Source organism: Arthrobacter silviterrae, assembly GCF_011045165.1.
GTDB classification, from domain to species: Bacteria; Actinomycetota; Actinomycetes; order Actinomycetales; family Micrococcaceae; genus Specibacter; species Specibacter silviterrae.
Genome location: NZ_JAAKZI010000024.1, coordinates 1 through 18,682 on the forward strand (window position 1 = coordinate 1; position 18,682 = coordinate 18,682).

Genomic DNA, 18,682 nt, shown 5'->3' on the forward strand with positions numbered 1-18,682 from the left:
GCGACAGTGCGTGGCCATTGCCCGCGCCGTGCACTTCGGTGCGAAGGCCCTGATCCTGGACGAACCCACCGCGGCCCTGGGCGTGAAGCAGTCCGGGGTGGTGCTGCGCTACATCCTCCAGGCCCGCGACCGCGGCCTGGGCGTCATCTTCATCACCCACAACCCGCACCACGCCTACCCCGTCGGGGACAGGTTCCTGCTCCTCAAGCGCGGCAAGTCCATCGGTTACTACGACAAAAAGGACATCACCCTGGAGGAACTCACCGCCCAAATGGCCGGCGGCGCGGAGCTGGCCGAGCTGGCCCACGAACTCGAAAGCCTCGGCGGACACAGCGACATCGTCAGCGAAGTCCAGGCCGAAGTGGCCGAAACCGCTGATCAGCTGCCGCGCTAGCAAGACAGCCGGCTAGCATAACAGCCCGCAGGCACAACAGCCCGCAGGGCCACTTCACAAACAGGGGAGAACACCAGCATGACCCTCAACGTAGGCGTGATCGGCGCCGGAATCATGGGCGCCGACCACATCACCAACCTGGCCACGGCCATCAGCGGCGCCAGCGTCAGCTACGTGGCGGACATCGACGGGGACCGTGCCTCAGCCGCGGCGGCCGCCGCGGGCGCCCGCGCAACCACCGACGCACGCAAGCTCATCCGCTCAAGCCGGGTGGACGCCGTCGTGATTGCCTCGCATGATTCGACGCATGCCGGGCTCATCCTCGACTGCCTTGAGGCAGGCAAGCCGGTCCTGTGCGAAAAGCCCCTGGCCCCGACGGTGGCGGAATGCCGCGAGGTGGTGGCGGCGGATGAGGAGATTGCCGCCGCCACGGGGCGTTCGCTGCTGTCGCTGGGGTTCATGCGGCGCTTCGACCCGGGCCACCGTGAACTGCGCCGCCATGCCCAATCCGGGGACGCGGGCGAGACGCTGATGGTGCACTGCATCAGCCGCAACAGCACCTCCGCACCCAACGCCACCACCGCCTCCGCCGTGACCAACTCCGCCATCCATGAGCTGGACACCATTCCGTGGCTGCTGGGCTCGCCCATCACGGAGGTGGCCTGGCACGCCGGAAAACGGACGACGGCGGCACCCGGCGGGCTCCATGACCCCGCGTTCATCCTGCTGCGCACCGCTGACGGCGTCCTGACCACGCTGGAGCTGTTCCTCAATGCCCAGTACGGCTACACCACCCAATGTGAGGTGGTGGCCGAGCGCGGCACGGCCTCCCTGGCCGAGCCGGCCCTGCTGGCCGTGAATGCGCAGCGCAGCAGGTCGACGGAATATCCGGAGGACTGGCGGCCGCGGTTTGCCGACGCCTACCGGATTGAGCTGCAGGCCTGGATCCATTCACTCCAGCGCGGCGAACCATCGCCGCTGGCCACCGCCCGCGACGGGCTGCGCGCGGCCCAGGTGGCCGAAGCCGTCATTGCCGCGGCCGGCACGGGGCTCTTCACCGCGGTGGATTACACGTGAGTTTGCAGGCAACCGCGCCCGCGGTCCTGCCCGCTTCACGCGTGCCCGATTCCATGGATGCCCCGCCCCTGCGCTGGGGCATCATGGGTCCGGGCTGGATCGCCGGGCGCTTCACCGAGTCCGTCCAGGCGCACACGCGCCAGATGATTGCCGCCGTGGGGTCCCGCTCCCGGGAGCGTTCCCAGGCCTTCGCGGACACGTTCGGCATTGCAGCGGCGTACGGCAGCTACGGGGAACTGGCCGCCGCCGACATCGACATTGTCTATGTGGCCACGCCGCACACCTCCCACCACTCCGCCGCGCTGGCCGCCTTGGCGGCGGGAAAGCACGTGTTGATCGAGAAGCCCATCGGCATCAACGCCGCCCAGGCCCGGGACATCCGTGACAAGGCCGCCGCTGCAGGGCTGTTTGCCGCCGAGGCGCTGTGGACCTTCTTCCTGCCCAAGTTCGACGCCGTCCGGCAACTGCTCGACGCCGGCGCACTGGGCACCCTGACCACCGTCATCGCCGAGTACGGCGAACACTTTGAGCCGGGGCACCGGATCTTCGACCCCATGCTGGCAGGCGGCCCGCTGCTGGACCTGGGCACCTACCCGCTGGCGCTGGTCACCGCCGTCCTGGGCGCCCCGGACCAGCTCCGGGCGCTGGGCATCGGCCACCCGTCGGGCGTCAACGGCCAAATTTCAGCCGCCATGTCCTTTCCCGGCGGCGCCCACGCGGTGGTGAACACGCAGCTGAACAACTTCACGCCCACCCAGGCAAGCCTGGTGGGGACGGCCGCCACACTGACCCTTGACGGACCGTTCAACATGCCCGGCGGGTTCACGCTCAGCCAGCCCGACGGCACCAGCCTCCGCTACGAGGAGCCCGCGGGGGCGCACTTCGAGGGCCTGCACTTCGAGGCCGCCGCCGTCGCCCGGGCCATCCACGCCGGGCGCACCTCCGTGGCGGAACGCCCACTGGAGGCATCCATCCTGACCATGGACGTGGCGGATGCCATCCGCGGCCAGCTGGGAATCACCTTCCCGGGGGAGTGAGCCTCGCCGTGGTGCCGCCCGGCTCCAGCGACGGCGGGATGACCACGTCCTCCGCGGCGGCGCCGGCAATCCGGGCGGCCGCGCTGCGGACGGCGGCGGCCGCCAGCGCGGGCCCGTCCTGGCCAATGCTGGTCAGGTTGATGTGCTCCAGCCGCGCCATGCGGGAATTGTCGTAGCCCACCACGGACAGCTCCCCGGGCACGCCCAGCCCCGCGCGCCGGAAGGTGTCCAGGGCGCCCAGGGCGCTGCGGTCGTTGAAAACCACGACGGCGGTGGGCGCGCCGGGTGCCCCCGATGCGGTGCCGCCGTGGCCGGCATATGTGGCGTGCCCGGCCTGGGTGTTCCCCTCACGTCCGGCCCCGGCAGGCGGCCGGCCCATGGACGCCAGCAGCATGGCTGCCGCCCGCGATCCGTCCGATTCCAGGGGACCGCCGGGGATTACCTGTGCCGCCTCGCCGGCGTCGGCCATCCAGGCCAGGTAGGCGGTGCGCCGGGCTGCCGAGCCGACGGCGGCACCGCCGTCGAGGTGGGCGATGCGCCGGTGACCCAGGCCGTGAAGGTGGTCCATGGCCAGCCTGATCCCGGCGGCCTCGTCGCTTGCAACACTGGCGACGGCCCCGCCGCCCGGGGCCCGCAACATGGATACGACGGGAACGGGCAGGGCTGCGAGTTCCGCCGTCGGGCTGGTGGGGGCAATGACCACCGCCGCCTCCACGCCCAGGTCCAGCAGCGATTCAACAGCCTCCCGCTCGCCCCGGCGCGGCCCCGTGGCGCTGAGGGTGATGGCGTAGCGTTCGGCGGCGGCAGCCTCATAGAGGAGCTCGACCAACTCGGCGTGGTACGGCTCGGTCACGTTGAAGACCACGCCGATCAGCCGTGTCCGGCTGCTGCGCAACAGCCGGGCCCTGGTGTCCGGGCGGTAGCCGAGGTCCTTGGCCGCCTGCAGCACGCGCCGGCGGGTGGCGTCGCTGGCCCCTTCCGCGCCCCGGATGACGATTGAGACGAGGGCCCGCGAGACGCCGGCGGCCGCGGCGACGTCGGCCATGGTGGGGCGCCGGGGCGGTTGCGGGGGCTCTGCGGGGTTCATCATGGAAACAGACTACTAGATCGATCTAGACACGGTGCGGGATGTCGTGCCAGACTGGATCCATCACGTCGGCTAGATCGATCTAGTTCCGGCCCCAACTCCACTGAACGGTCGGCTTCCCATGGCATATCTGCAAGGACACACGGCAACTCCGGCACCGGCGGTGCGCCTGGGCCTCATTGGCGCCGGCTGGATCGGCGCCTTCCATGCCGAGAGCGTGGCCCTCCGCCTGCCCGGCGCCGTGCTGGAGGCCATTGCCGACCCGGCCATCGATGCTGCGTCCGCGCTGGCAGCCCGCCTGGGCGTGGCCAAGGTCAGTGCCGACCCGGCGGACCTGTTTGCCGACCCGGACCTGGATGGTGTCATCATTGCCAGCCCGGCCCGTTTCCACTCCACCCTGATTTCCCAGGCGGCGAAGGCCGGCAAGCACGTTTTCTGCGAGAAGCCGGCCGGGCTGTCGCTCGAGGAACTTGATGCGGCGCTGGCGGACGTGGCCGCCGCCGGCGTGCAATTCCAGGTGGGCTTCAACCGGCGCTACGCCGAGGACTTCCTGGCCGCGAAGGCGGACATTGACGCCGGGGTGGTGGGGACGCCCCAGCTGCTGCGCTCGCTCACCCGCGACCCCGGGACCGGCAGCATACAGGGGGCCGCGAAGACACCGCCGTGGACGGTGTTCCTGGAAACGCTGATCCACGACTTCGACACGCTCAACTGGTTCAATTCCGGGGCCGAGCCGGTGAACGTCTATGCAGTGGCGGACGCGCTGGTGGAGCCCGGCTTCAAGGACCAGGGCTTCCTGGACACCGCCGTGGTGACGGTCAAGTACAGCAACGGGGCCGTGGCTGTGGCGGAGGCAAACTTCAGCGCCCTCTACGGCTATGACATCCGCGGTGAGGTCTTCGGTTCCAAGGGTATGGTCCAGGCCGGACGAAGCACTGAAACCGCCGCCCGGCGCTACACCGCCGGCGGCCTGTCCGCCAACACGCCGCGGCTGAACGTGGAATTGTTCAAGCAGGCCTACACCGACGAACTCGCCGACTTTGCCGCCACCATTGCCGGGCTGCGAAACCCGGCGGACGGGGCCGCCGCATCCGGGTCCGGCGGGGCCGGGGCCTCAGTCACTCCCGGCGGTGCCGACGCCCGCCGCGCCCTGGCTGTGGCCCTGGCCTGCATCGAGTCCGTCACCACGGGCCAGCCCGCCGCCGTCGCCCGGCCGGCCGCGGTGGCCCGGCCGGCCGCGGTGGCCCGGCCGGCCGCCGTCGAGCCTTCACACAACGCGGCAGGCGCCTGATGCGCCTGGCAGTCTGCGCCGAAATGGTTTACACCGAGCTGCCGTTCGCGGAGCGGGTGCGCAGGATCCACGCGGCGGGCTTTGACGTGGAAATCTGGGACTCGCGCACCAAGGACGTGGCCGCACTCAAGTCAACGGGCGCCGCATTTTCCTCCATGACGGGATATTCCGCCGGCAGCGTGGTGGATGCCGACAGCTGCGATGACGTGGTCCGGACGGCGGCCGAACTCATCCCGACCGCGCTGGAGCTCGGAATCCCGCGCATGGTGGTGCACTCCGCCGAGCTCATCGACGGGCACGCGGCCCGCCCCGCGTTCAGGGCCACGGGGCGGATGTGGGCCACGGGCGCACGCACCCTCGCCCGCCTCGGCGAGCTGGGCGCACGCCACGGCATCACGTTTTGCCTCGAAAACCTCAACACCATCCTGGACCATCCGGGCATCCCGCTGGCGCGGGCCAAGGACACCCGGGCCCTGGTGGAGGCTGCCGGCCACCCCAACGTGAAGATGATGCTGGACCTCTACCACGCGCAAATGGGGGAGGGAAACCTGATCGGGCTGGTCCGCGACTCGCTGCCGCACATTGGCGAGATCCAGGTGGCGGACGTCCCCGGGCGCTGCGAACCGGGCACGGGGGAGATCAACTACGCGGCAGTCCACCGCGCACTGCTCGACGCCGGCTACCGCGGCACCGTGGGCATGGAGGCCTGGGCGCAGGGGGACAGCGACGCCGCCCTTGCCGCGTTCGGCGCCGCCTTCGGCCGGGTCTGACGTCCGCTTGCGGCGGCGGCTCGGCCGGGTCGGGCCGGCGGCGGCTCGGCATTTTCCGTTTCCTACGCAGGCGGGACCATGGGCAGGCCCTCGGCCTCCCAGTTGCTCATCCCGCCCACCAGGGTGTCCGCGTTGTAGCCGAGCTCCGTCAAAGCTTCAGCTACGCGCCCGCTGCGCCCGCCGCCATGGCAGACGGCGATGATGCGGCGCGACTTGTCCAGTTCGCCCACGCGCTCCAGGACTTCGCCGGAGGGAATGTGGACGGCGTCCTCGATCATGCCGGTGCTGAGTTCGCCCGCCTCGCGGACATCGATGATCTGCACGTCGGGATCGGCGGCCAGGACGTCGTTGGTGGTGATTTCCTTCAATGGGGCTCCTTGGTGGGGGCGGCGTGTCCGGGAGGGGCCGCCGTCGTGCTTGGAATTGCTGCCGTATCCACCGTACCCGGCCCCGCCTGGCCCGGCCGCCGGCGCGGCTCGCTATGCTGAAGGCGTGAACGCACCCCTTGCCCCCCGTGCCCGGACCCTCGAGGTTGAGGATGTGGCGGGGTTTGACGCCTTGCTGGCCGGCGGCGCCACATCCATGCACGGCTGGCACTTCCAGGCCGTGGACCTGCGGCAGAGGTCGGCGGAGCTGTTGGGCCTGCGGGCGTCGGGCGCCATTTTCATGGGCTGCCGCTTTGCCGCAGGGGTGGAGGCGCGGCTGAGGTCGGGCGGAGCCCTGATTTTCCCCACGCTGCCCAACATTCCCTTCAACGCCTACCGCGGCCACCTCTACACGGCTGCCGAGCTGTACAAGGGCATTGGCGGGGCGGAATACGAGGCTGTGCCGGACGCGCAAATCTACCAGTGGACGCTGCAGGACGGGCACGGACGCGAACTGAACGCCACGCTGGCCACGGCCATGCACGACCACGCGATTTCAGACTCCCTGGACGATTTTCTCGATGCCTGCGCGGCTGCCGGGAAGCGTGTGGTGGGTGTCATGGGCGGGCATGCCGCGGCCCGGGACAGCATTGAATATGAGCAAGCTGCCCGGCTGGGGCGGACCCTGGCGCACCAGGGCTTCATGGTGGCCACCGGCGGCGGGCCAGGCGCCATGGAGGCTGCAAACCTGGGGGCTTACCTGTCCCCGTACCGCGCCGATGCCCTGGACAGTGCGCTGCGCACCCTGGGGGCCGTCCCCGGCTTCCGGCCCTCCGTCACGGAGTGGGCCAGGGCGGCGGAATCCGTGCTGGCAAAGTTTCCCGGCGGGGCCGACAGCCTGGGCATCCCCACCTGGTTTTACGGCCACGAGCCGCCCAACCTCTTTGCCACCCGGATCGCGAAGTACTTTGCGAACTCGATCCGGGAGGCCGTGCTACTGGCGCGCTGCAACGGCGGGATCATCTTCCTGCCCGGGGCCGCCGGCACGGTGCAGGAGATTTTCCAGGACGCCTGCGAGAACTACTATGCGGCGGATGCGGCGGTGACACCCATGGTGCTGGTGGGGCGCCGGCACTGGGAAGAGGAACTGCCCGTCCGGCCCCTGCTTGCCGCCCTCGCCAACGGCCGGGCCATGGCGGAGCGGATGCGCGTGGTGGACACCATTGACGAGGCCTGTGCACTGCTGTCGGGCTGGTCCGGGCAGCCGTGAATCAGCCGACGATGGTGCCGAACACCAGCCCCAGCAGGTAGGTGGCGGCGGCCGCGCCCAGGCCAATGCCCAGCTGCCGCAGCCCGCGCCACATGGGCGAGGCCCCGGACAGCAGCCCCACCACGCCGCCGGTCCCCAGCAGCACCAGGCCCACCAGCGTGCACGCCAGGACAAGGGCCCCGATTCCCGTCATGCCAAACAGGAACGGGATGATGGGGATGATGGCGCCGGAGGCAAAGAAGCAGAAGCTCGACGACGCCGCGCCCCAGGCCGTGCCCAGCGTCTCGTGCTCGTCCGCCGTCTCGAAAGTGTCGGGGCGCAGTGACAGGCTGGGGTCGCAGTCGCAGGTGAAATGGCCCAGCCGCTCGGCTGCACGGTGTTCGGCAGCCTCGCGGGACATCCCGCGGGCCAAGTAGACCAGCACCAGCTCGTTGTTTTTCAGGTCCAGTTCAGGCGCTGCCGTCAGGGTGACCTGCGTGGGCGCGGACGCCTCCAGGAGCTCGCGCTGGGACCTGACCGAGACATATTCGCCGGCCCCCATTGACAGGGCGCCGGCGAGCAGGCCTGCGATGCCGCTGAACAGGACCACCTGGCTGCCCACACCGGTGGCGGCCATGCCCATGACGAGGGAGAGGTTGGAGACCAGCCCGTCATTGGCGCCAAACACGGCGGCCCGGAAGGAGCCGGCCAGCCGGTTGCGGCCCCGGGTGGCAAGTCCGCGGACCACTTCCTCATGGATGGCCTCATCGGCCGCCATGGCCTTCGTGGCGTCAAGGTCGGTGGCGTACGGGGAGCGCGACTCGGAGCGTTGCGCCAAGGCAAGGACAAAGACCGAACCAAAGCGGCGGGCCAAAAGCCCCAGGAACCGGTTTCGGAATGAGGGGCGTTTCGGCGGCCCCTCATGCTGGCCCAGCAGCCCCAGCCAGTGTTGTTCGTGCCGGCCCTCGGCCTCGGCCAGCGCCAGCAGGACGGACTTTTCCTCGCCGTCCCGGCGCTTGGCCAGATCGCGGTAGACCGAGGCCTCGGCACGTTCATCGGCCAGGTATTGGCGCCACCGCCTGATTTCGGCGGGCGTGGGAATGCGTTCGGGCACGGTGGAAACTCCTCGGGTCAGCCATCACTGTAGCGCTTTCCGTCCCGGAATACCGGCCGGTAGTCCTCGGAATAAAGTTTCGGGAAGCCGCAATCCGGCCGCCGCCGTCGAGGTAGCGGGTCCGCGCCGAGATCCCCCAAACATTGTGGGTGGTTTCGGCGCGGGGCCGCTGTCTCGGCGAATCCCACTGCGGGACCGGCCCCGTGAAAACCCCTGCAATCCGTAGTAGTCTGGCAAGTAAGGAGTTGTGATGCAGCCCACCTTCGCCAACGACGAAAAAACACCGACGCTGATCGCCTCGGTAAGCCGCGCCCTGGCTGTGTTGGACTGCATCGGTTCCTCCTCCCGCCCCCTGCCGGCCAAGTCCATTGCGCGCGCCACGGCCCTTAGTCTGGGCACCACCTACAACGTACTGCGCACCCTGGCGCACTCAAACTATGTGGTTCAGGACCATGACGGCTTCGTCCTGGGGCCCGGGCATCCGGCCCTCGCAGCGGCCGGGGGTGCAGTGTCGCTCGCGCAGGGCCGCACCGTGCTCAACGGCATCCGCGACGAACTGCGCGCCGCCACGTACCTGAGCCGCTTCTACGACGGCGAAATTGAGCTGGTGGACATTGTGGACGGGCCGCTCACGCCCCGGGTGGACTTGTGGGTAGGCCTGCAGGACGGCGCCCACGCCACGGCGTTCGGGAAGCAGATTCTGGCCGGCCTCGGTGCCGGCGAACGCCTGGAGTATGTTTCCTCGCATCCACTGGCCGAGCTCACGCCCTACACCATCACCTCGCCGCGGGAGTTCCTGCGGACACTTGAAGGCAGCCCGTCCTCCATGCTGGACGACCAGGAATATGCGCTCGGGTTCACCTGCCTGGCCGTGCCCGTTGCTGCGTCGTCGTGGGCCGGGGCCCTGGCCATCTCACTGCCGGCAGGGGAACAACGCCGCGGAATGAACTACACGGAGACCCTCAAGGACGCCGCTGCGCACCTGGAATTGATCCTGGGCGCCGGCGGCACCATCAGCGCGGGGCCCACTGGTCAAGGGTAGCTTTTTCACCTACTGAAATCCGCGCGGTGTTGCCGGCGTCGAACCCGTGCCTAGGCTCAAAAGTGAAAGGCATGCGAGCCGCCACAATCCTCCACGCTCAGTGGCACAGGCGGCGGCGCATCTGTGGAAGGGAGAGGCGATGACCACCGAAACAACCGAGGTCGCGAAGGACCTCAGTGCGGCGCAGCGGCAGGAGCTGTTGCGCCAGATGATCCTGATCAGGACGTTCGAGGCAGCAATTTTGCGTGAATACCACGCCGACAAGAGCCCCGGCTTTGACATTGGCAAGGGCCTGATCCCGGGGGAGATGCACCTTTCCGCCGGGCAGGAGCCGGTGGCCGCGGGCCTGTGCGCACACCTGGAATCCGGCGACGCACTCACGGCCACCCACCGCCCGCACCACCTGGCCATTGCCAAGGGCATGAACCTGCGCGCGCTGGCCGGGGAGATCTTCGGCCGCGAGTCCGGGCTGGGCCACGGCCGGGGCGGCCACATGCACCTCTTTGATCCGGCCACGCATTTCTCCTGCTCCGGCATCGTGGCCGAGGGCTTCCCCGCCGCGCTGGGCCAGGCCTTCGCGTTCCAGCGTGCCGGCACTCGAAACATTGCTGTGGCTGTCGCCGGTGAGGGCGCCGCCAACGCCGGCCCGTTCCACGAGTGCCTGAACCTGGCAGCCCTGTGGAAGCTGCCTGTCATCTTCGTCATCGAGGACAACGACTGGGGCATCTCCGTCCACCGCAGTGCCTCCACCTCAGTGCCGTCCAATGCGGTGCGGGCGGCGGGCTACGGCATGCCGGGGGTCCGGGTGGAAAATAACGACGTCGAAGCCGTCCACGCTGCTGTTGGCGAGGCCGTGGTGCGTGCCCGGGCAGGCAACGGGCCCAGCCTTATCGAGATCCACACGCTCCGACTGTGGGGCCACTTTGAAGGCGACGCCCAGGGCTACCGGCCCGAACTGGCCGAGGTTCCCGACCGGGACCCCATACCCGCCTACGAAAAGCAATTGCGCGACGCCGGGATCCTCACGGACGCTGACCTGGCCGAAATGACAGCGTGGGCGGGCACCCAGGTGGACGACGCCGTCGAACATGCCAAGGCCGCGCCAACGCCCAACCCGGCCGAGGCACTGAAGTACGTATTTGTGGAAGGAGCCCAGTCATGAGCATCTCAACCAGTGCAGCTGCCGCTGCTCAAATGTCACTGCCCGTGGAGCCAGACGCCGGCAGCCGGCGGTTGAACACGGCCAAGGCGCTGCAGGAAGCCATCGGCTCGCAGATGGAAAAGGACCCGTCTGTATTCGTGATGGGTGAGGACGTGGCGGCCTACGGCGGCATTTTCTCCTCCACCACGGGGCTGCTGGAGAGGTTCGGACCGGAGCGGATCATTGACACGCCGATTTCCGAGACGGCGTTCATCGGGCTGGGCATCGGGGCGGCCGTGGAAGGCATGCGGCCCATTGTCGAGCTGATGTTCGTGGACTTCTTCGGCGTGTGCATGGACCAGATCTACAACCACATGGCCAAGATCCACTACGAATCAGGCGGCAACGTCCGCGTCCCCATGGTGCTGATGACGGCGGTGGGCGGCGGCTATTCCGACGGCGCCCAGCACTCGCAAACACTGTGGGGCACGTTCGCGCATCTGCCCGGCATGAAGGTGGTGGTCCCCTCCAACCCGTACGACGCGAAGGGGCTCATGACGGCGGCCATCCAATCCGACGACCCCGTGGTGTACATGTTCCACAAAGGCGTCATGGGCCTGGCCTGGATGGCGAAGAACAAGCGCTCCATCGGCGCCGTCCCGGAGGAGGACTACGTGGTTCCGATCGGCAAGGCCAAGGTGGTCCGGGAGGGCACGGACGTCAGCATCGTGACGCTGTCGCTGTCCGTGCACCACAGCCTGGACGTGGCGGAGAAGCTGGAGGAGGAGGGCATCAACGTGGAGGTGCTGGACCTGCGCTCGCTGGTGCCGCTGGACCGGGAGGCGGTCATCGCCACCGCCGCCAAGACCGGGCGCGTGATTGTGGTGGATGAGGACTACCAGTCGTTCGGGCTTTCCGGCGAAATCGCGGCCACCATCACCGAGCACGACCCGGCCCTCTTGAAGCACTTCAGCCGCGTCTGCGTCCCCGACGTGCCCATTCCGTACGCCCATGAACTCGAATATGCTGTGTTGCCAACGGCCGCACGCATTGAGGCCGCGGTCCGGAAGGCGGCAACTGCATGAACGAAGTCCTGTTTCCGATGATGACGGGGGACGCCTCCGAGCCCGGCGTCCTGGCCACCTGGTACGTGGCCGACGGCGACGCAGTTGCCGAAAAGCACCTGCTCGCCGAGGTGGCCATAGACAAGGTCGACGCCGAAATCTACGCGCCCGTGGCCGGCACCGTCCGGCTTCGCGTTCAGGAAGGCGACGAAGTGGCGCAGGGTGCGGTGATCGCAGTCATCGAATGACCGCAGGCGGTTAGTGCGCCGCGGGCCAGCTAGTGCGCCGCAGGCCGGTTAGTGCGCCGCGAGGCGGAAGCCGAGGCGCCGGCCGGTCCGCACGCCGGTCTGGGCCACGGTCACCACCAGCGTGGCGATTTCCGGGATCCACTGGGCCGGGCGGACCGCCTGCGACAGCGCGTCCACCAGCAGGTCCGGCTCGGCAGACCAATAATTGTGGTGCCCGGACGGGGTGAAGAACGTGACAGTGCCGTAGTTGATATCCACGGCCGGCAGCACGGGAATGCCCTGCGGCGGTGTGGCGGCCCGGGCAGCGTTGCGGTTCGCGGGAATGCGGTTGACGGAGATAACGGTCATCATCACGGCCTTTGGGAGTGCTCTTGCCCCCGGATCCTGTCACCGCGGGCCGCTTCCTCATCCGAACCACCCTGTGAACATGGGGTTGGTGCGCGGCCAGTCGGAGCTTGGCGCCGCATCTCTTGAAGCTGGCTCAAGATTACCGCCAAAAAGCACGACGGCGGATGGTGACGTAATTTATTACGTGACCATCCGCCGTCGTGCCGCTTACGCAACGATGCACTTTCCTGTGGGGCAAAACTCGACTTGGGTTGTGCCCCCGGTGCACCCGGGGCAAAACCCAGCCCGGGTTTTGCCCCAGGGAAAAGTTCCCGACTGGTCCGGCTACTTCCGGCCGGTGAGCACCTCGATGTCGTCCTCGTTGGAATCCGTGGCAGCCGCACTCAACCGGCGGTCCCAGGCGTCGCGGATGTGGGCCGGAGTGGCCGGGGTGGCCAGCGAGACGGCAACGTAGACAATGAGGGAGGCGAGCAGGCCGTAGTAGATGGGCTCGTTGGCGTAGATGCCGTCCGCGCTGGGGATCACGCCCGTCGCGTAGAGCACCAGCAGCACCAGGGTCAGGCCGCAGCCCACAGCCATGGACCAGGCGGCACCCAGGCCGGTGCCGCGCTTCCACGTCAGCCCGCCGATGATGGCCACCAGGAGCCCGCCCACCAGGATGTCGTAGGCGATGGTCAGTGCGAAGACCACGTCGCTGACCACGATGGAAATGAGCACCACGCCCAGCCCCAGGCCCAGCACGTACCAGCGGTTGGCGTTGACGTCGTGCTCCGGGTTGGAGGTGTCGGAGGTGTCAACGGTCTTGCCGAACCAGCTGGCCACGAACGGGACCACGTCCTTGCGGGCCACGGTGGCTGCGGCGATCAGGGCGCCGGAGGCGGTGGACATCATGGCGGCCACGGCGGCGGCCATGACGATCCCGCCCAGGCCGATGGGCAGCAGGTGCGTGGCAACCTCCGCGTAAACCACGTCCTTGCCCAGCGTGGCGACGTCAATGGAGGGCAGGGCCACGCGGGCGGCCAGGCCGATCAGGGCACCGGCCACGCCGTACAGGATGCAGTAGATGCCGGCCGTGGCGCCGCCAACGCGGGCCACCTTGGGGTCGCGGGCGGTGAAGACGCGCTGCCAGATGTCCTGGCCGATCAGCAGGCCCAGAGTGTAGATGACAAAGTAGGTGATGATGGTCTGGACGCCGATGCCGTCCCACTGGAAGAAGCTGGACTCAACGCGGGACTGGATGCCGGCGAGACCTCCGGCGGCGTTCCAGGCGAAGGGGAGCATGAGCAGGAAGACTCCCACGGTCTTGATGACGAACTGCACCTGGTCCGCCAGGGTGATGGACCACATGCCGCCAATGGTGGAGTAGACCAGCACAATGGCACCGCCCACGGCAATGGCCAGCCAGCGCTCCCAGCCAAACAGCACCACAAAGATGGTGGCGTAGGCGCCGGTGGAGGTTGCCGAGATCATGACCGTGTAGGCCAGCATCACAATGCCGGACATCTTGGTGGTTTCCTGCCCGTAGCGCAGGCTGAGCATTTGGGAGACCGTGTAGATCTTCAGCTTTTGGATGGTGGGAGCGAACAGCAGGCTCAGCAGCAGCACGCCCACGCCGATCGCCACCACCAGCCACATGCCGGAAATGCCGAACTTGTACCCGAGGCCCACGCCGCCCACGGTTGAGGCGCCGCCCAGGACGACGGCGGCCATCGTGCCGGTGTACAGGAACGGGCCCAGGCGCCGCCCGGCCACCAGGAAGTCGCTGTTGTTCTTGGTGCGCGATTTGCCCCACCACCCGAAGGCCAGCATGGCCACCAGGTAGAGGACGACTATGGCAATGTTCAAGCTCATGTAAGGCTCCAGGGTGCAGTGATGATGACTCCTCGATAGAAAATTGCCTATCAGGCAACTTCCGTTGTCCATTAGGCTAAACTGTGATTGCGGTAACAGTCAAAATGGAAGTACGCCCGTCACATCCGTATAGAGTCGCCTTGGGCACGTGGTGCCCGGAGCTAAAGGAGTGAACATGAAGGCATTACCCGTTGAGCCCAGCTCGGCACCGGTGGCCATCGGGTCCAGGATCCGGGCGGCCCGCCAGTCCCAGCGGCTGACCATTGAGCACGTGGCCGATGCAACGGGACTCACCAAGGGCTTCCTGAGCCGGGTGGAGCGAGACCTCACCTCTCCCAGCGTTGCCTCCCTGGTCACCCTGTGCCAGGTCCTCTCCATCTCCATTGGCGACCTGTTCGCCGTCCCGGAGACGCACCTGACGCTGCGCGGGGAGGGCCCGCGCATCTCCCTGGGCGGCGAAGGCATTGTGGAGCGCCTGCTCACGGCCCGCTCAGAGCGCCGGCTCCAGGTGCTCTCTTCCACCATCGCACCCTTTGGCCGCGGCGAATCCGAGCTCTATGCGGTGGACTGCGACGTGGACGTGCTCCACATCATCAGCGGCGAGCTGACACTGATCCTGACCCAGGACTCCTATGACCTGAAGGCCGGCGACACACTTTCCTTCCCCGGCCGCGAACCCCACACCTGGGAAAACCGCACTGCCGAACCGGTCGAGGCGCTGTTCATCCTGGTCCCCGCCGCGTCGGGCTCGGGCGCGTAACCGCCGGCCCCCGGCACCGGCTCCCACCAATTGCTATGCGGCCGAAAGGCTCCTCACGGCCAATTCTTAGCAAGGCGTTGGATTGTAGTAACTGACAATCCACCGCAAATCAAGACTTTGAATGTGAGGAGCACGCCATGGCTTCATCCAGAAACCCCAAAACACTTGCCAAGGCGGTCACTTCCGTTGTGGCGCTGGGAGCGGTCGGCACGGTGGGGCTCGGCAGCGCCGCCTTTTACGGCACCATCACTTCCGCCAATGCCGTCAAAGCCGCCACCTCCCAGACAACGCAAACTACGACGGCGGCGCCAACGGCTTCCGCGGACAGCTCCGGTTCGAGTTCTGGTTCCAGTTCGGGTTCAAGTTCCAGCTCCGGCTCAAGTTCTGGTTCCAGTTCGGGCTCAAGCTCAAGTTCCAACTCCGGTGCCAACTCCGGTTCCAGCTCAAGTTCAAGCACGCAGCTGCAGGCCGGAAACGGCGGCTCCAGCCACTCACAGTCTTCAGGCTCATGAGGGCCCCGGAAACGTCCGCCATCGCATCGCGGGCCTGGCAGGTGTGGGGCCTTGAGGCGTCCGTCTTGGTGACGGAACCCTCCCGGCTGGATGCGGCGGCGCAGCTTGCACGGCACGTGCTCGACGCCGTCGACCTCGCCTGCAGCCGCTTCCGCCCCGACTCGGAGCTTGCCCTGCTCCGGGAAAGCCTCACCCAGGGCGCACTGGTCACCCCCCTGCTGGCCACGCTGATGGAATCCGCCCTTGCGGCGGCGCGATGGACAGACGGAGCCGTGGACCCCACGCTCGGAAACGATCTCATTTCCCTTGGCTATGACAGGGATTTTTCGGCCGGAACCTCCGGCCGGTCCGCGAATGACCCACTCGCGGCGGAACTCTCCGGCCTGGCGGCCGCCCCGCTGCTGCGCAACCGCATCGTCCCTGGCTGGACACGGGTCAGCCTCGACGGCCGGCTGCTGACCGTCCCGGCCGACATCACGGTGGATCTCGGCGCAAGCGCCAAGGCGGTCGCCGCGGACATGGCTGCGGCGCGCATCGCCTCCGAGCTGGGGTGCGGGGTCCTGGTCAACCTTGGCGGTGACATTGCGACGTCCGGGCCCGCCCCGGCCGTGGACCCTGCGGTGGAGAGTCCGCTTGCCGTGGCTGCGGCCGGCCACTGGCAGATCCTGGTCCAGGACACGCCGCAGGACCCTGCCCAGCAGGTGTCACTGCCCGCCGGGCATGCCATGGCCACCTCCAGCACGGTCAAGCGCCGCTGGCAACAGGCCGGGGCGCGGCGGCACCACATCCTGGACCCCCGTTTCGGCCTGCCGGCGGAAACCGTTTGGCGGAGCGTCAGCGTGGCGGCCCCCACCGCCCTCGAGGCAAATGCCTACAGCACGGGCGCCATCGTCAAGGGCCATGCGGCCGTGCCTTGGCTGAGGGCGCAGGGCATCAGTGCCCGTCTGGTGGACCAGCGCGGCCGGACCGTGACCACCACTTCCTGGCCGGCGGTTGAGCTCGCGGGGGTGGGATCCCATGGATAACGCCATGTGGGCCTTTGGCCGGGCCAGCGGCTTCGCCTCGATGCTGCTGCTGAGCGCGTCCGTGCTGCTGGGCATCCTGACCCGGTCGGGACGTCCGCTGGTGCAGCTGCCGCGCGTCTCCGTCTCGCTCCTGCACCGCAATGTCTCGCTCATGGCAGTTGTGTTTCTCATTTTCCACGTGGGCGCACTGCTCCTGGACTCGTATGCGCAGCTGCACGTCACGGACGTTTTCGTGCCCTTCCTGGGTTCCTACCGGCCATTCTGGCAGGGGCTCGGGACCGTGGCGCTGGACCTGCTGGCCGCCGTCGTGGTGACAGGCCTGCTCCGGCACCGGATCGGGCAGCGCACCTTCAAGCTGGTCCACTGGCTGAGCTACGCCATGTGGCCCGTGGCCATCGCCCACTCGGTGGGGAACGGGACCGACGGCACCAGCGCGCCCGTGGTGGCCGCCGTCGTCGTTGTTTCCGTGGCTGTGGTGGCCGCGGTGGCCTGGCGGCTGTCGGCGGGATTCCTGGAGACGGCCAGGCTGCGCCAGCTCCACGGCCAGTGGAGGCGGCCATGACGGCGGCGGTGGGGCAGCTGTCGCCGGCCGCCGTTCGGGAGCCCTGGGATGGCGGCTCGCGGCTGTTTGCGGCAGGGGGCCGGGCCGGGTACGCCGGCCATCTGGCGGCCTACGGGCCGCTTCCCGGACACGAACCGCGCGGCACCCTGCTGGCGCAGTTGCAGGCGTCCGGGCTGACCGGGCGGGGAGGCGCCGCGTTCCCGGCCGGGCCCAAGCTCGCCGCCGTCGCCGAGGCAGGCGGGGCGGCCCGGTACGCCACCCGGCCGTCCGGCCCGGTGCTCATTGCCAACGGCGCGGAGGGCGAACCGCTCAGCTTCAAGGACGCCACACTGCTGCACAACGCCCCGCACCTGGTGATCGACGGGCTGCTGGCAACGGCACAGTCGGTGGCTGCCAGCGCCATCTACATTTACACGGCGGCGGGCAACCTGGACGTCGTGGCCGCGGCCCTGGCTGAGCGCCCGGATGCCGCCGGGGTGATCCTCACGGAGTCTCCGGACGCCTTTGTGGCGGGGCAGGCCAGTGCGGCTGTGAACTTTCTGGAAACCGGCAGGGCGATTCCCGTGGACCTGCGCCGGCGCCTGGCCGACTCCGGTTTCAAGGGCCGCCCCACACTGGTCCAGAATGTGGAAACGTGGGCGCAGGTGGCGCTCATCGCCCGATACGGCGCCGATTGGTTCCGCGCGGCGGGCGTGGCCGGGGATCCGGGCACCCGCCTGGTCTCGCTCTCCGGCGACGTCCCTGCCCAGCAGGTCTTGGAGGTTCCGGGCGGCGCGCCGCTCACCGACGTGCTGGCCACGGCAGGGATCAGGCACGACGCCGTTGCCGCGGTTTTGGTGGGCGGCTTCCACGGCCGCTGGGTGCGGCCCGAGGGGGTGGTGCTTTCCGTGGATGAAGGGGCCGCCGGCTTGGGTGCCGGGCTCGCTGTCCGGCCGGGCGCGGGGGTGCTGCACGTGCTGGGGCCGGGCCGCTGCGGCCTGGCGGCCACTGCGGACATGGTGGATTACCTGGCCGGCCAGTCGGCCCGGCAGTGCGGCCCGTGCATGTTCGGGCTGCCCGCGCTGGCGGATGTCATGCGGCGGCTGGCGGGCGGCGGGTCTGGTGGGTCCGGCCGCGGCGGTGCCGGTGCTGGTGCCGGTGTTGCCGGACCGCCACTGGATCCCGGGCTGGTGGATGAGGTGGGGCGGCTTTCCCGCCTGGTGTCCGGCCGCGGAGCCTGCCACCACCCGGACGGCACCGTCAGGCTCATCGCCAGTGCCCTGGAAGTCTTCGCCGACGACATTCCCTGGCACCTTGCCGGGCAGTGCAATTCGGGGCATGCCGGGCATGCCGCCGTCGGGCTGGCCGGAGTCCGGGACCAGCCAGGCCGGGTGCCTGCGGAAGGGGGCCGGCGATGAGCGCGGATTCCCGGAGGGAAGCCGCGGCCAGGCTCCACATTGACTGGACGCGGTGCGACGGACGGGGGCTGTGTGCCGAATTGCTGCCCGAAGCACTCAGCCGCGACGACTGGGGCTTTCCGCTGGCGGCGCCGGGCCGGCTCGCGGTGGATGCCGACAAGTCGAACGTCCCGCTCAAGCACTCGGAGCTCGGTGCAGCTGCGGACGCAGTCAAGCTCTGCCCCGTGCTTGCCCTTCGCCTCGCCCGCCCCTGACCACCGACGCTCCCTCACCTTTCGCGGTGTTGTGGCCGACCCTCCCTCACCTTTCGCGCCCTTTCCACCGATGCCCCCTCACCTTTCGCGGTGT

General features: G+C 68.7%; 21 protein-coding genes and 1 riboswitch. Of the genes, 15 read left to right on the top strand and 6 right to left on the bottom strand.

The window, feature by feature from the left end; genetic code table 11:
• The 3 genes from G6N77_RS13275 to G6N77_RS13285 form a co-directional block, all read left to right on the top strand.
• Positions 1-394: P-loop NTPase family protein (locus tag G6N77_RS13275; RefSeq protein ID WP_476855472.1), on the top strand; the 394-nt coding region annotated here is incomplete at its 5' end.
• A 78-nt stretch (positions 395-472) separates the two neighbouring features.
• The gene (locus G6N77_RS13280; protein ID WP_165182653.1) at positions 473-1,471 is read left to right on the top strand and encodes a Gfo/Idh/MocA family oxidoreductase; all 999 of its coding nucleotides are present in this window, start codon (positions 473-475) and stop codon (positions 1,469-1,471) included.
• Positions 1,468-2,508 carry a Gfo/Idh/MocA family protein gene (locus tag G6N77_RS13285; RefSeq protein ID WP_165182654.1) on the top strand — a complete coding sequence of 347 codons (1,041 nt, stop codon included), beginning with the start codon at positions 1,468-1,470 and terminating at the stop codon, positions 2,506-2,508. The genes G6N77_RS13280 and G6N77_RS13285 overlap by 4 nt, the downstream gene beginning before the upstream one ends.
• Here G6N77_RS13285 and G6N77_RS13290 read toward each other — a convergent pair.
• A complete protein-coding gene (locus tag G6N77_RS13290; RefSeq protein WP_205678274.1) occupies positions 2,489-3,598 on the bottom strand; it encodes a LacI family DNA-binding transcriptional regulator in 1,110 nt (369 codons plus the stop codon). The two genes, G6N77_RS13285 and G6N77_RS13290, sit on opposite strands and share 20 nt — an antisense overlap.
• A 118-nt stretch (positions 3,599-3,716) precedes the next feature.
• Here G6N77_RS13290 and G6N77_RS13295 point away from each other — a divergent pair, with 118 nt between their 5' ends.
• The gene (locus G6N77_RS13295) at positions 3,717-4,886 is read left to right on the top strand and encodes a Gfo/Idh/MocA family oxidoreductase (RefSeq protein WP_165182655.1); all 1,170 of its coding nucleotides are present in this window, start codon (positions 3,717-3,719) and stop codon (positions 4,884-4,886) included.
• A complete protein-coding gene (locus G6N77_RS13300) occupies positions 4,886-5,656 on the top strand; it encodes a TIM barrel protein (RefSeq protein WP_165182656.1) in 771 nt (256 codons plus the stop codon). The genes G6N77_RS13295 and G6N77_RS13300 overlap by 1 nt, the downstream gene beginning before the upstream one ends.
• A gap of 62 nt (positions 5,657-5,718) precedes the next feature.
• Here the strand turns inward: G6N77_RS13300 and G6N77_RS13305 are convergent, their stop codons facing one another.
• A complete protein-coding gene (locus tag G6N77_RS13305) occupies positions 5,719-6,024 on the bottom strand; it encodes a rhodanese-like domain-containing protein (RefSeq protein WP_165182657.1) in 306 nt (101 codons plus the stop codon).
• 124 nt (positions 6,025-6,148) lie between these two features.
• On the opposite strand from G6N77_RS13305, the gene G6N77_RS13310 reads away from it, so the two are divergent.
• Positions 6,149-7,291: an LOG family protein gene (locus G6N77_RS13310; protein ID WP_306987337.1), complete on the top strand. Its 1,143-nt coding sequence runs from the start codon at positions 6,149-6,151 to the stop codon at positions 7,289-7,291.
• A gap of 1 nt (position 7,292) precedes the next feature.
• Here G6N77_RS13310 and G6N77_RS13315 read toward each other — a convergent pair whose 3' ends face one another.
• Positions 7,293-8,384 carry a VIT1/CCC1 transporter family protein gene (locus G6N77_RS13315; RefSeq protein ID WP_306987338.1) on the bottom strand — a complete coding sequence of 364 codons (1,092 nt, stop codon included), beginning with the start codon at positions 8,382-8,384 and terminating at the stop codon, positions 7,293-7,295.
• 250 nt (positions 8,385-8,634) lie between these two features.
• Between G6N77_RS13315 and G6N77_RS13320 the strand changes: the two genes are divergently transcribed.
• From G6N77_RS13320 to G6N77_RS13335, 4 genes are all read left to right on the top strand, one after another.
• Positions 8,635-9,426 carry an IclR family transcriptional regulator gene (locus G6N77_RS13320; protein ID WP_165182658.1) on the top strand — a complete coding sequence of 264 codons (792 nt, stop codon included), beginning with the start codon at positions 8,635-8,637 and terminating at the stop codon, positions 9,424-9,426.
• 139 nt (positions 9,427-9,565) lie between these two features.
• Positions 9,566-10,588 carry a thiamine pyrophosphate-dependent dehydrogenase E1 component subunit alpha gene (locus tag G6N77_RS13325; RefSeq protein ID WP_165182659.1) on the top strand — a complete coding sequence of 341 codons (1,023 nt, stop codon included), beginning with the start codon at positions 9,566-9,568 and terminating at the stop codon, positions 10,586-10,588.
• Positions 10,585-11,652, top strand: a complete 1,068-nt coding sequence (locus tag G6N77_RS13330) for an alpha-ketoacid dehydrogenase subunit beta (RefSeq protein ID WP_240902146.1) — start codon at positions 10,585-10,587, stop codon at positions 11,650-11,652. Before G6N77_RS13325 ends, G6N77_RS13330 begins: the two co-directional genes overlap by 4 nt.
• Positions 11,649-11,879, top strand: a complete 231-nt coding sequence (locus G6N77_RS13335; protein WP_165182660.1) for a biotin/lipoyl-containing protein — start codon at positions 11,649-11,651, stop codon at positions 11,877-11,879. Before G6N77_RS13330 ends, G6N77_RS13335 begins: the two co-directional genes overlap by 4 nt.
• A 48-nt stretch (positions 11,880-11,927) precedes the next feature.
• Here the strand turns inward: G6N77_RS13335 and G6N77_RS13340 are convergent, their stop codons facing one another.
• Positions 11,928-12,227, bottom strand: a complete 300-nt coding sequence (locus tag G6N77_RS13340) for a hypothetical protein (protein WP_165182661.1) — start codon at positions 12,225-12,227, stop codon at positions 11,928-11,930.
• 14 nt (positions 12,228-12,241) lie between these two features.
• Positions 12,242-12,355, bottom strand: a riboswitch (SAM riboswitch).
• 196 nt (positions 12,356-12,551) lie between these two features.
• Positions 12,552-14,078 (bottom strand): sodium:solute symporter family protein, encoded by a 1,527-nt coding sequence (locus tag G6N77_RS13345; RefSeq protein ID WP_205678275.1) that lies wholly within the window; start codon positions 14,076-14,078, stop codon positions 12,552-12,554.
• A gap of 175 nt (positions 14,079-14,253) precedes the next feature.
• Between G6N77_RS13345 and G6N77_RS13350 the strand changes: the two genes are divergently transcribed.
• Positions 14,254-14,838, top strand: coding sequence for a helix-turn-helix domain-containing protein (locus G6N77_RS13350; protein ID WP_165182663.1), 585 nt, complete (start codon positions 14,254-14,256; stop codon positions 14,836-14,838).
• Between the two features lie 235 nt (positions 14,839-15,073).
• Here the strand turns inward: G6N77_RS13350 and G6N77_RS13355 are convergent, their stop codons facing one another.
• A complete protein-coding gene (locus G6N77_RS13355; RefSeq protein ID WP_165182664.1) occupies positions 15,074-15,295 on the bottom strand; it encodes a hypothetical protein in 222 nt (73 codons plus the stop codon).
• A gap of 51 nt (positions 15,296-15,346) precedes the next feature.
• Here G6N77_RS13355 and G6N77_RS13360 point away from each other — a divergent pair, with 51 nt between their 5' ends.
• From G6N77_RS13360 to G6N77_RS13375, 4 genes are read left to right on the top strand one after another with little or no spacing between them, the layout of a single operon-like run.
• Positions 15,347-16,375, top strand: a complete 1,029-nt coding sequence (locus tag G6N77_RS13360; RefSeq protein ID WP_165182665.1) for an FAD:protein FMN transferase — start codon at positions 15,347-15,349, stop codon at positions 16,373-16,375.
• Positions 16,368-16,937: a ferric reductase-like transmembrane domain-containing protein gene (locus G6N77_RS13365; RefSeq protein WP_240902148.1), complete on the top strand. Its 570-nt coding sequence runs from the start codon at positions 16,368-16,370 to the stop codon at positions 16,935-16,937. The genes G6N77_RS13360 and G6N77_RS13365 overlap by 8 nt, the downstream gene beginning before the upstream one ends.
• The gene (locus G6N77_RS13370; RefSeq protein WP_165182666.1) at positions 16,934-18,334 is read left to right on the top strand and encodes an NADH-ubiquinone oxidoreductase-F iron-sulfur binding region domain-containing protein; all 1,401 of its coding nucleotides are present in this window, start codon (positions 16,934-16,936) and stop codon (positions 18,332-18,334) included. The genes G6N77_RS13365 and G6N77_RS13370 overlap by 4 nt, the downstream gene beginning before the upstream one ends.
• Positions 18,331-18,588, top strand: coding sequence for a ferredoxin (locus G6N77_RS13375; protein ID WP_165182667.1), 258 nt, complete (start codon positions 18,331-18,333; stop codon positions 18,586-18,588). Before G6N77_RS13370 ends, G6N77_RS13375 begins: the two co-directional genes overlap by 4 nt.
• Positions 18,589-18,682: the final 94 nt, after the last annotated feature.

Excerpts from the sequence above, each read along its gene's own strand:
- G6N77_RS13280 (WP_165182653.1), top strand. The coding sequence starts at position 473 with ATGACCCTCAACGTAGGCGTGATCGGCGCCGGAATCATGGGCGCCGAC.
- G6N77_RS13290 (WP_205678274.1), bottom strand. The coding sequence starts at position 3,598 with ATGATGAACCCCGCAGAGCCCCCGCAACCGCCCCGGCGCCCCACCATG.
- G6N77_RS13295 (WP_165182655.1), top strand. The coding sequence starts at position 3,717 with ATGGCATATCTGCAAGGACACACGGCAACTCCGGCACCGGCGGTGCGC.
- G6N77_RS13300 (WP_165182656.1), top strand. The coding sequence starts at position 4,886 with ATGCGCCTGGCAGTCTGCGCCGAAATGGTTTACACCGAGCTGCCGTTC.
- G6N77_RS13320 (WP_165182658.1), top strand. The coding sequence starts at position 8,635 with ATGCAGCCCACCTTCGCCAACGACGAAAAAACACCGACGCTGATCGCC.
- G6N77_RS13325 (WP_165182659.1), top strand. The coding sequence starts at position 9,566 with ATGACCACCGAAACAACCGAGGTCGCGAAGGACCTCAGTGCGGCGCAG.
- G6N77_RS13330 (WP_240902146.1), top strand. The coding sequence starts at position 10,585 with ATGAGCATCTCAACCAGTGCAGCTGCCGCTGCTCAAATGTCACTGCCC.
- G6N77_RS13335 (WP_165182660.1), top strand. The coding sequence starts at position 11,649 with ATGAACGAAGTCCTGTTTCCGATGATGACGGGGGACGCCTCCGAGCCC.
- G6N77_RS13340 (WP_165182661.1), bottom strand. The coding sequence starts at position 12,227 with ATGACCGTTATCTCCGTCAACCGCATTCCCGCGAACCGCAACGCTGCC.
- G6N77_RS13345 (WP_205678275.1), bottom strand. The coding sequence starts at position 14,078 with ATGAGCTTGAACATTGCCATAGTCGTCCTCTACCTGGTGGCCATGCTG.
- G6N77_RS13350 (WP_165182663.1), top strand. The coding sequence starts at position 14,254 with ATGAAGGCATTACCCGTTGAGCCCAGCTCGGCACCGGTGGCCATCGGG.
- G6N77_RS13360 (WP_165182665.1), top strand. The coding sequence starts at position 15,347 with ATGAGGGCCCCGGAAACGTCCGCCATCGCATCGCGGGCCTGGCAGGTG.
- G6N77_RS13365 (WP_240902148.1), top strand. The coding sequence starts at position 16,368 with ATGGATAACGCCATGTGGGCCTTTGGCCGGGCCAGCGGCTTCGCCTCG.
- G6N77_RS13370 (WP_165182666.1), top strand. The coding sequence starts at position 16,934 with ATGACGGCGGCGGTGGGGCAGCTGTCGCCGGCCGCCGTTCGGGAGCCC.
- G6N77_RS13375 (WP_165182667.1), top strand. The coding sequence starts at position 18,331 with ATGAGCGCGGATTCCCGGAGGGAAGCCGCGGCCAGGCTCCACATTGAC.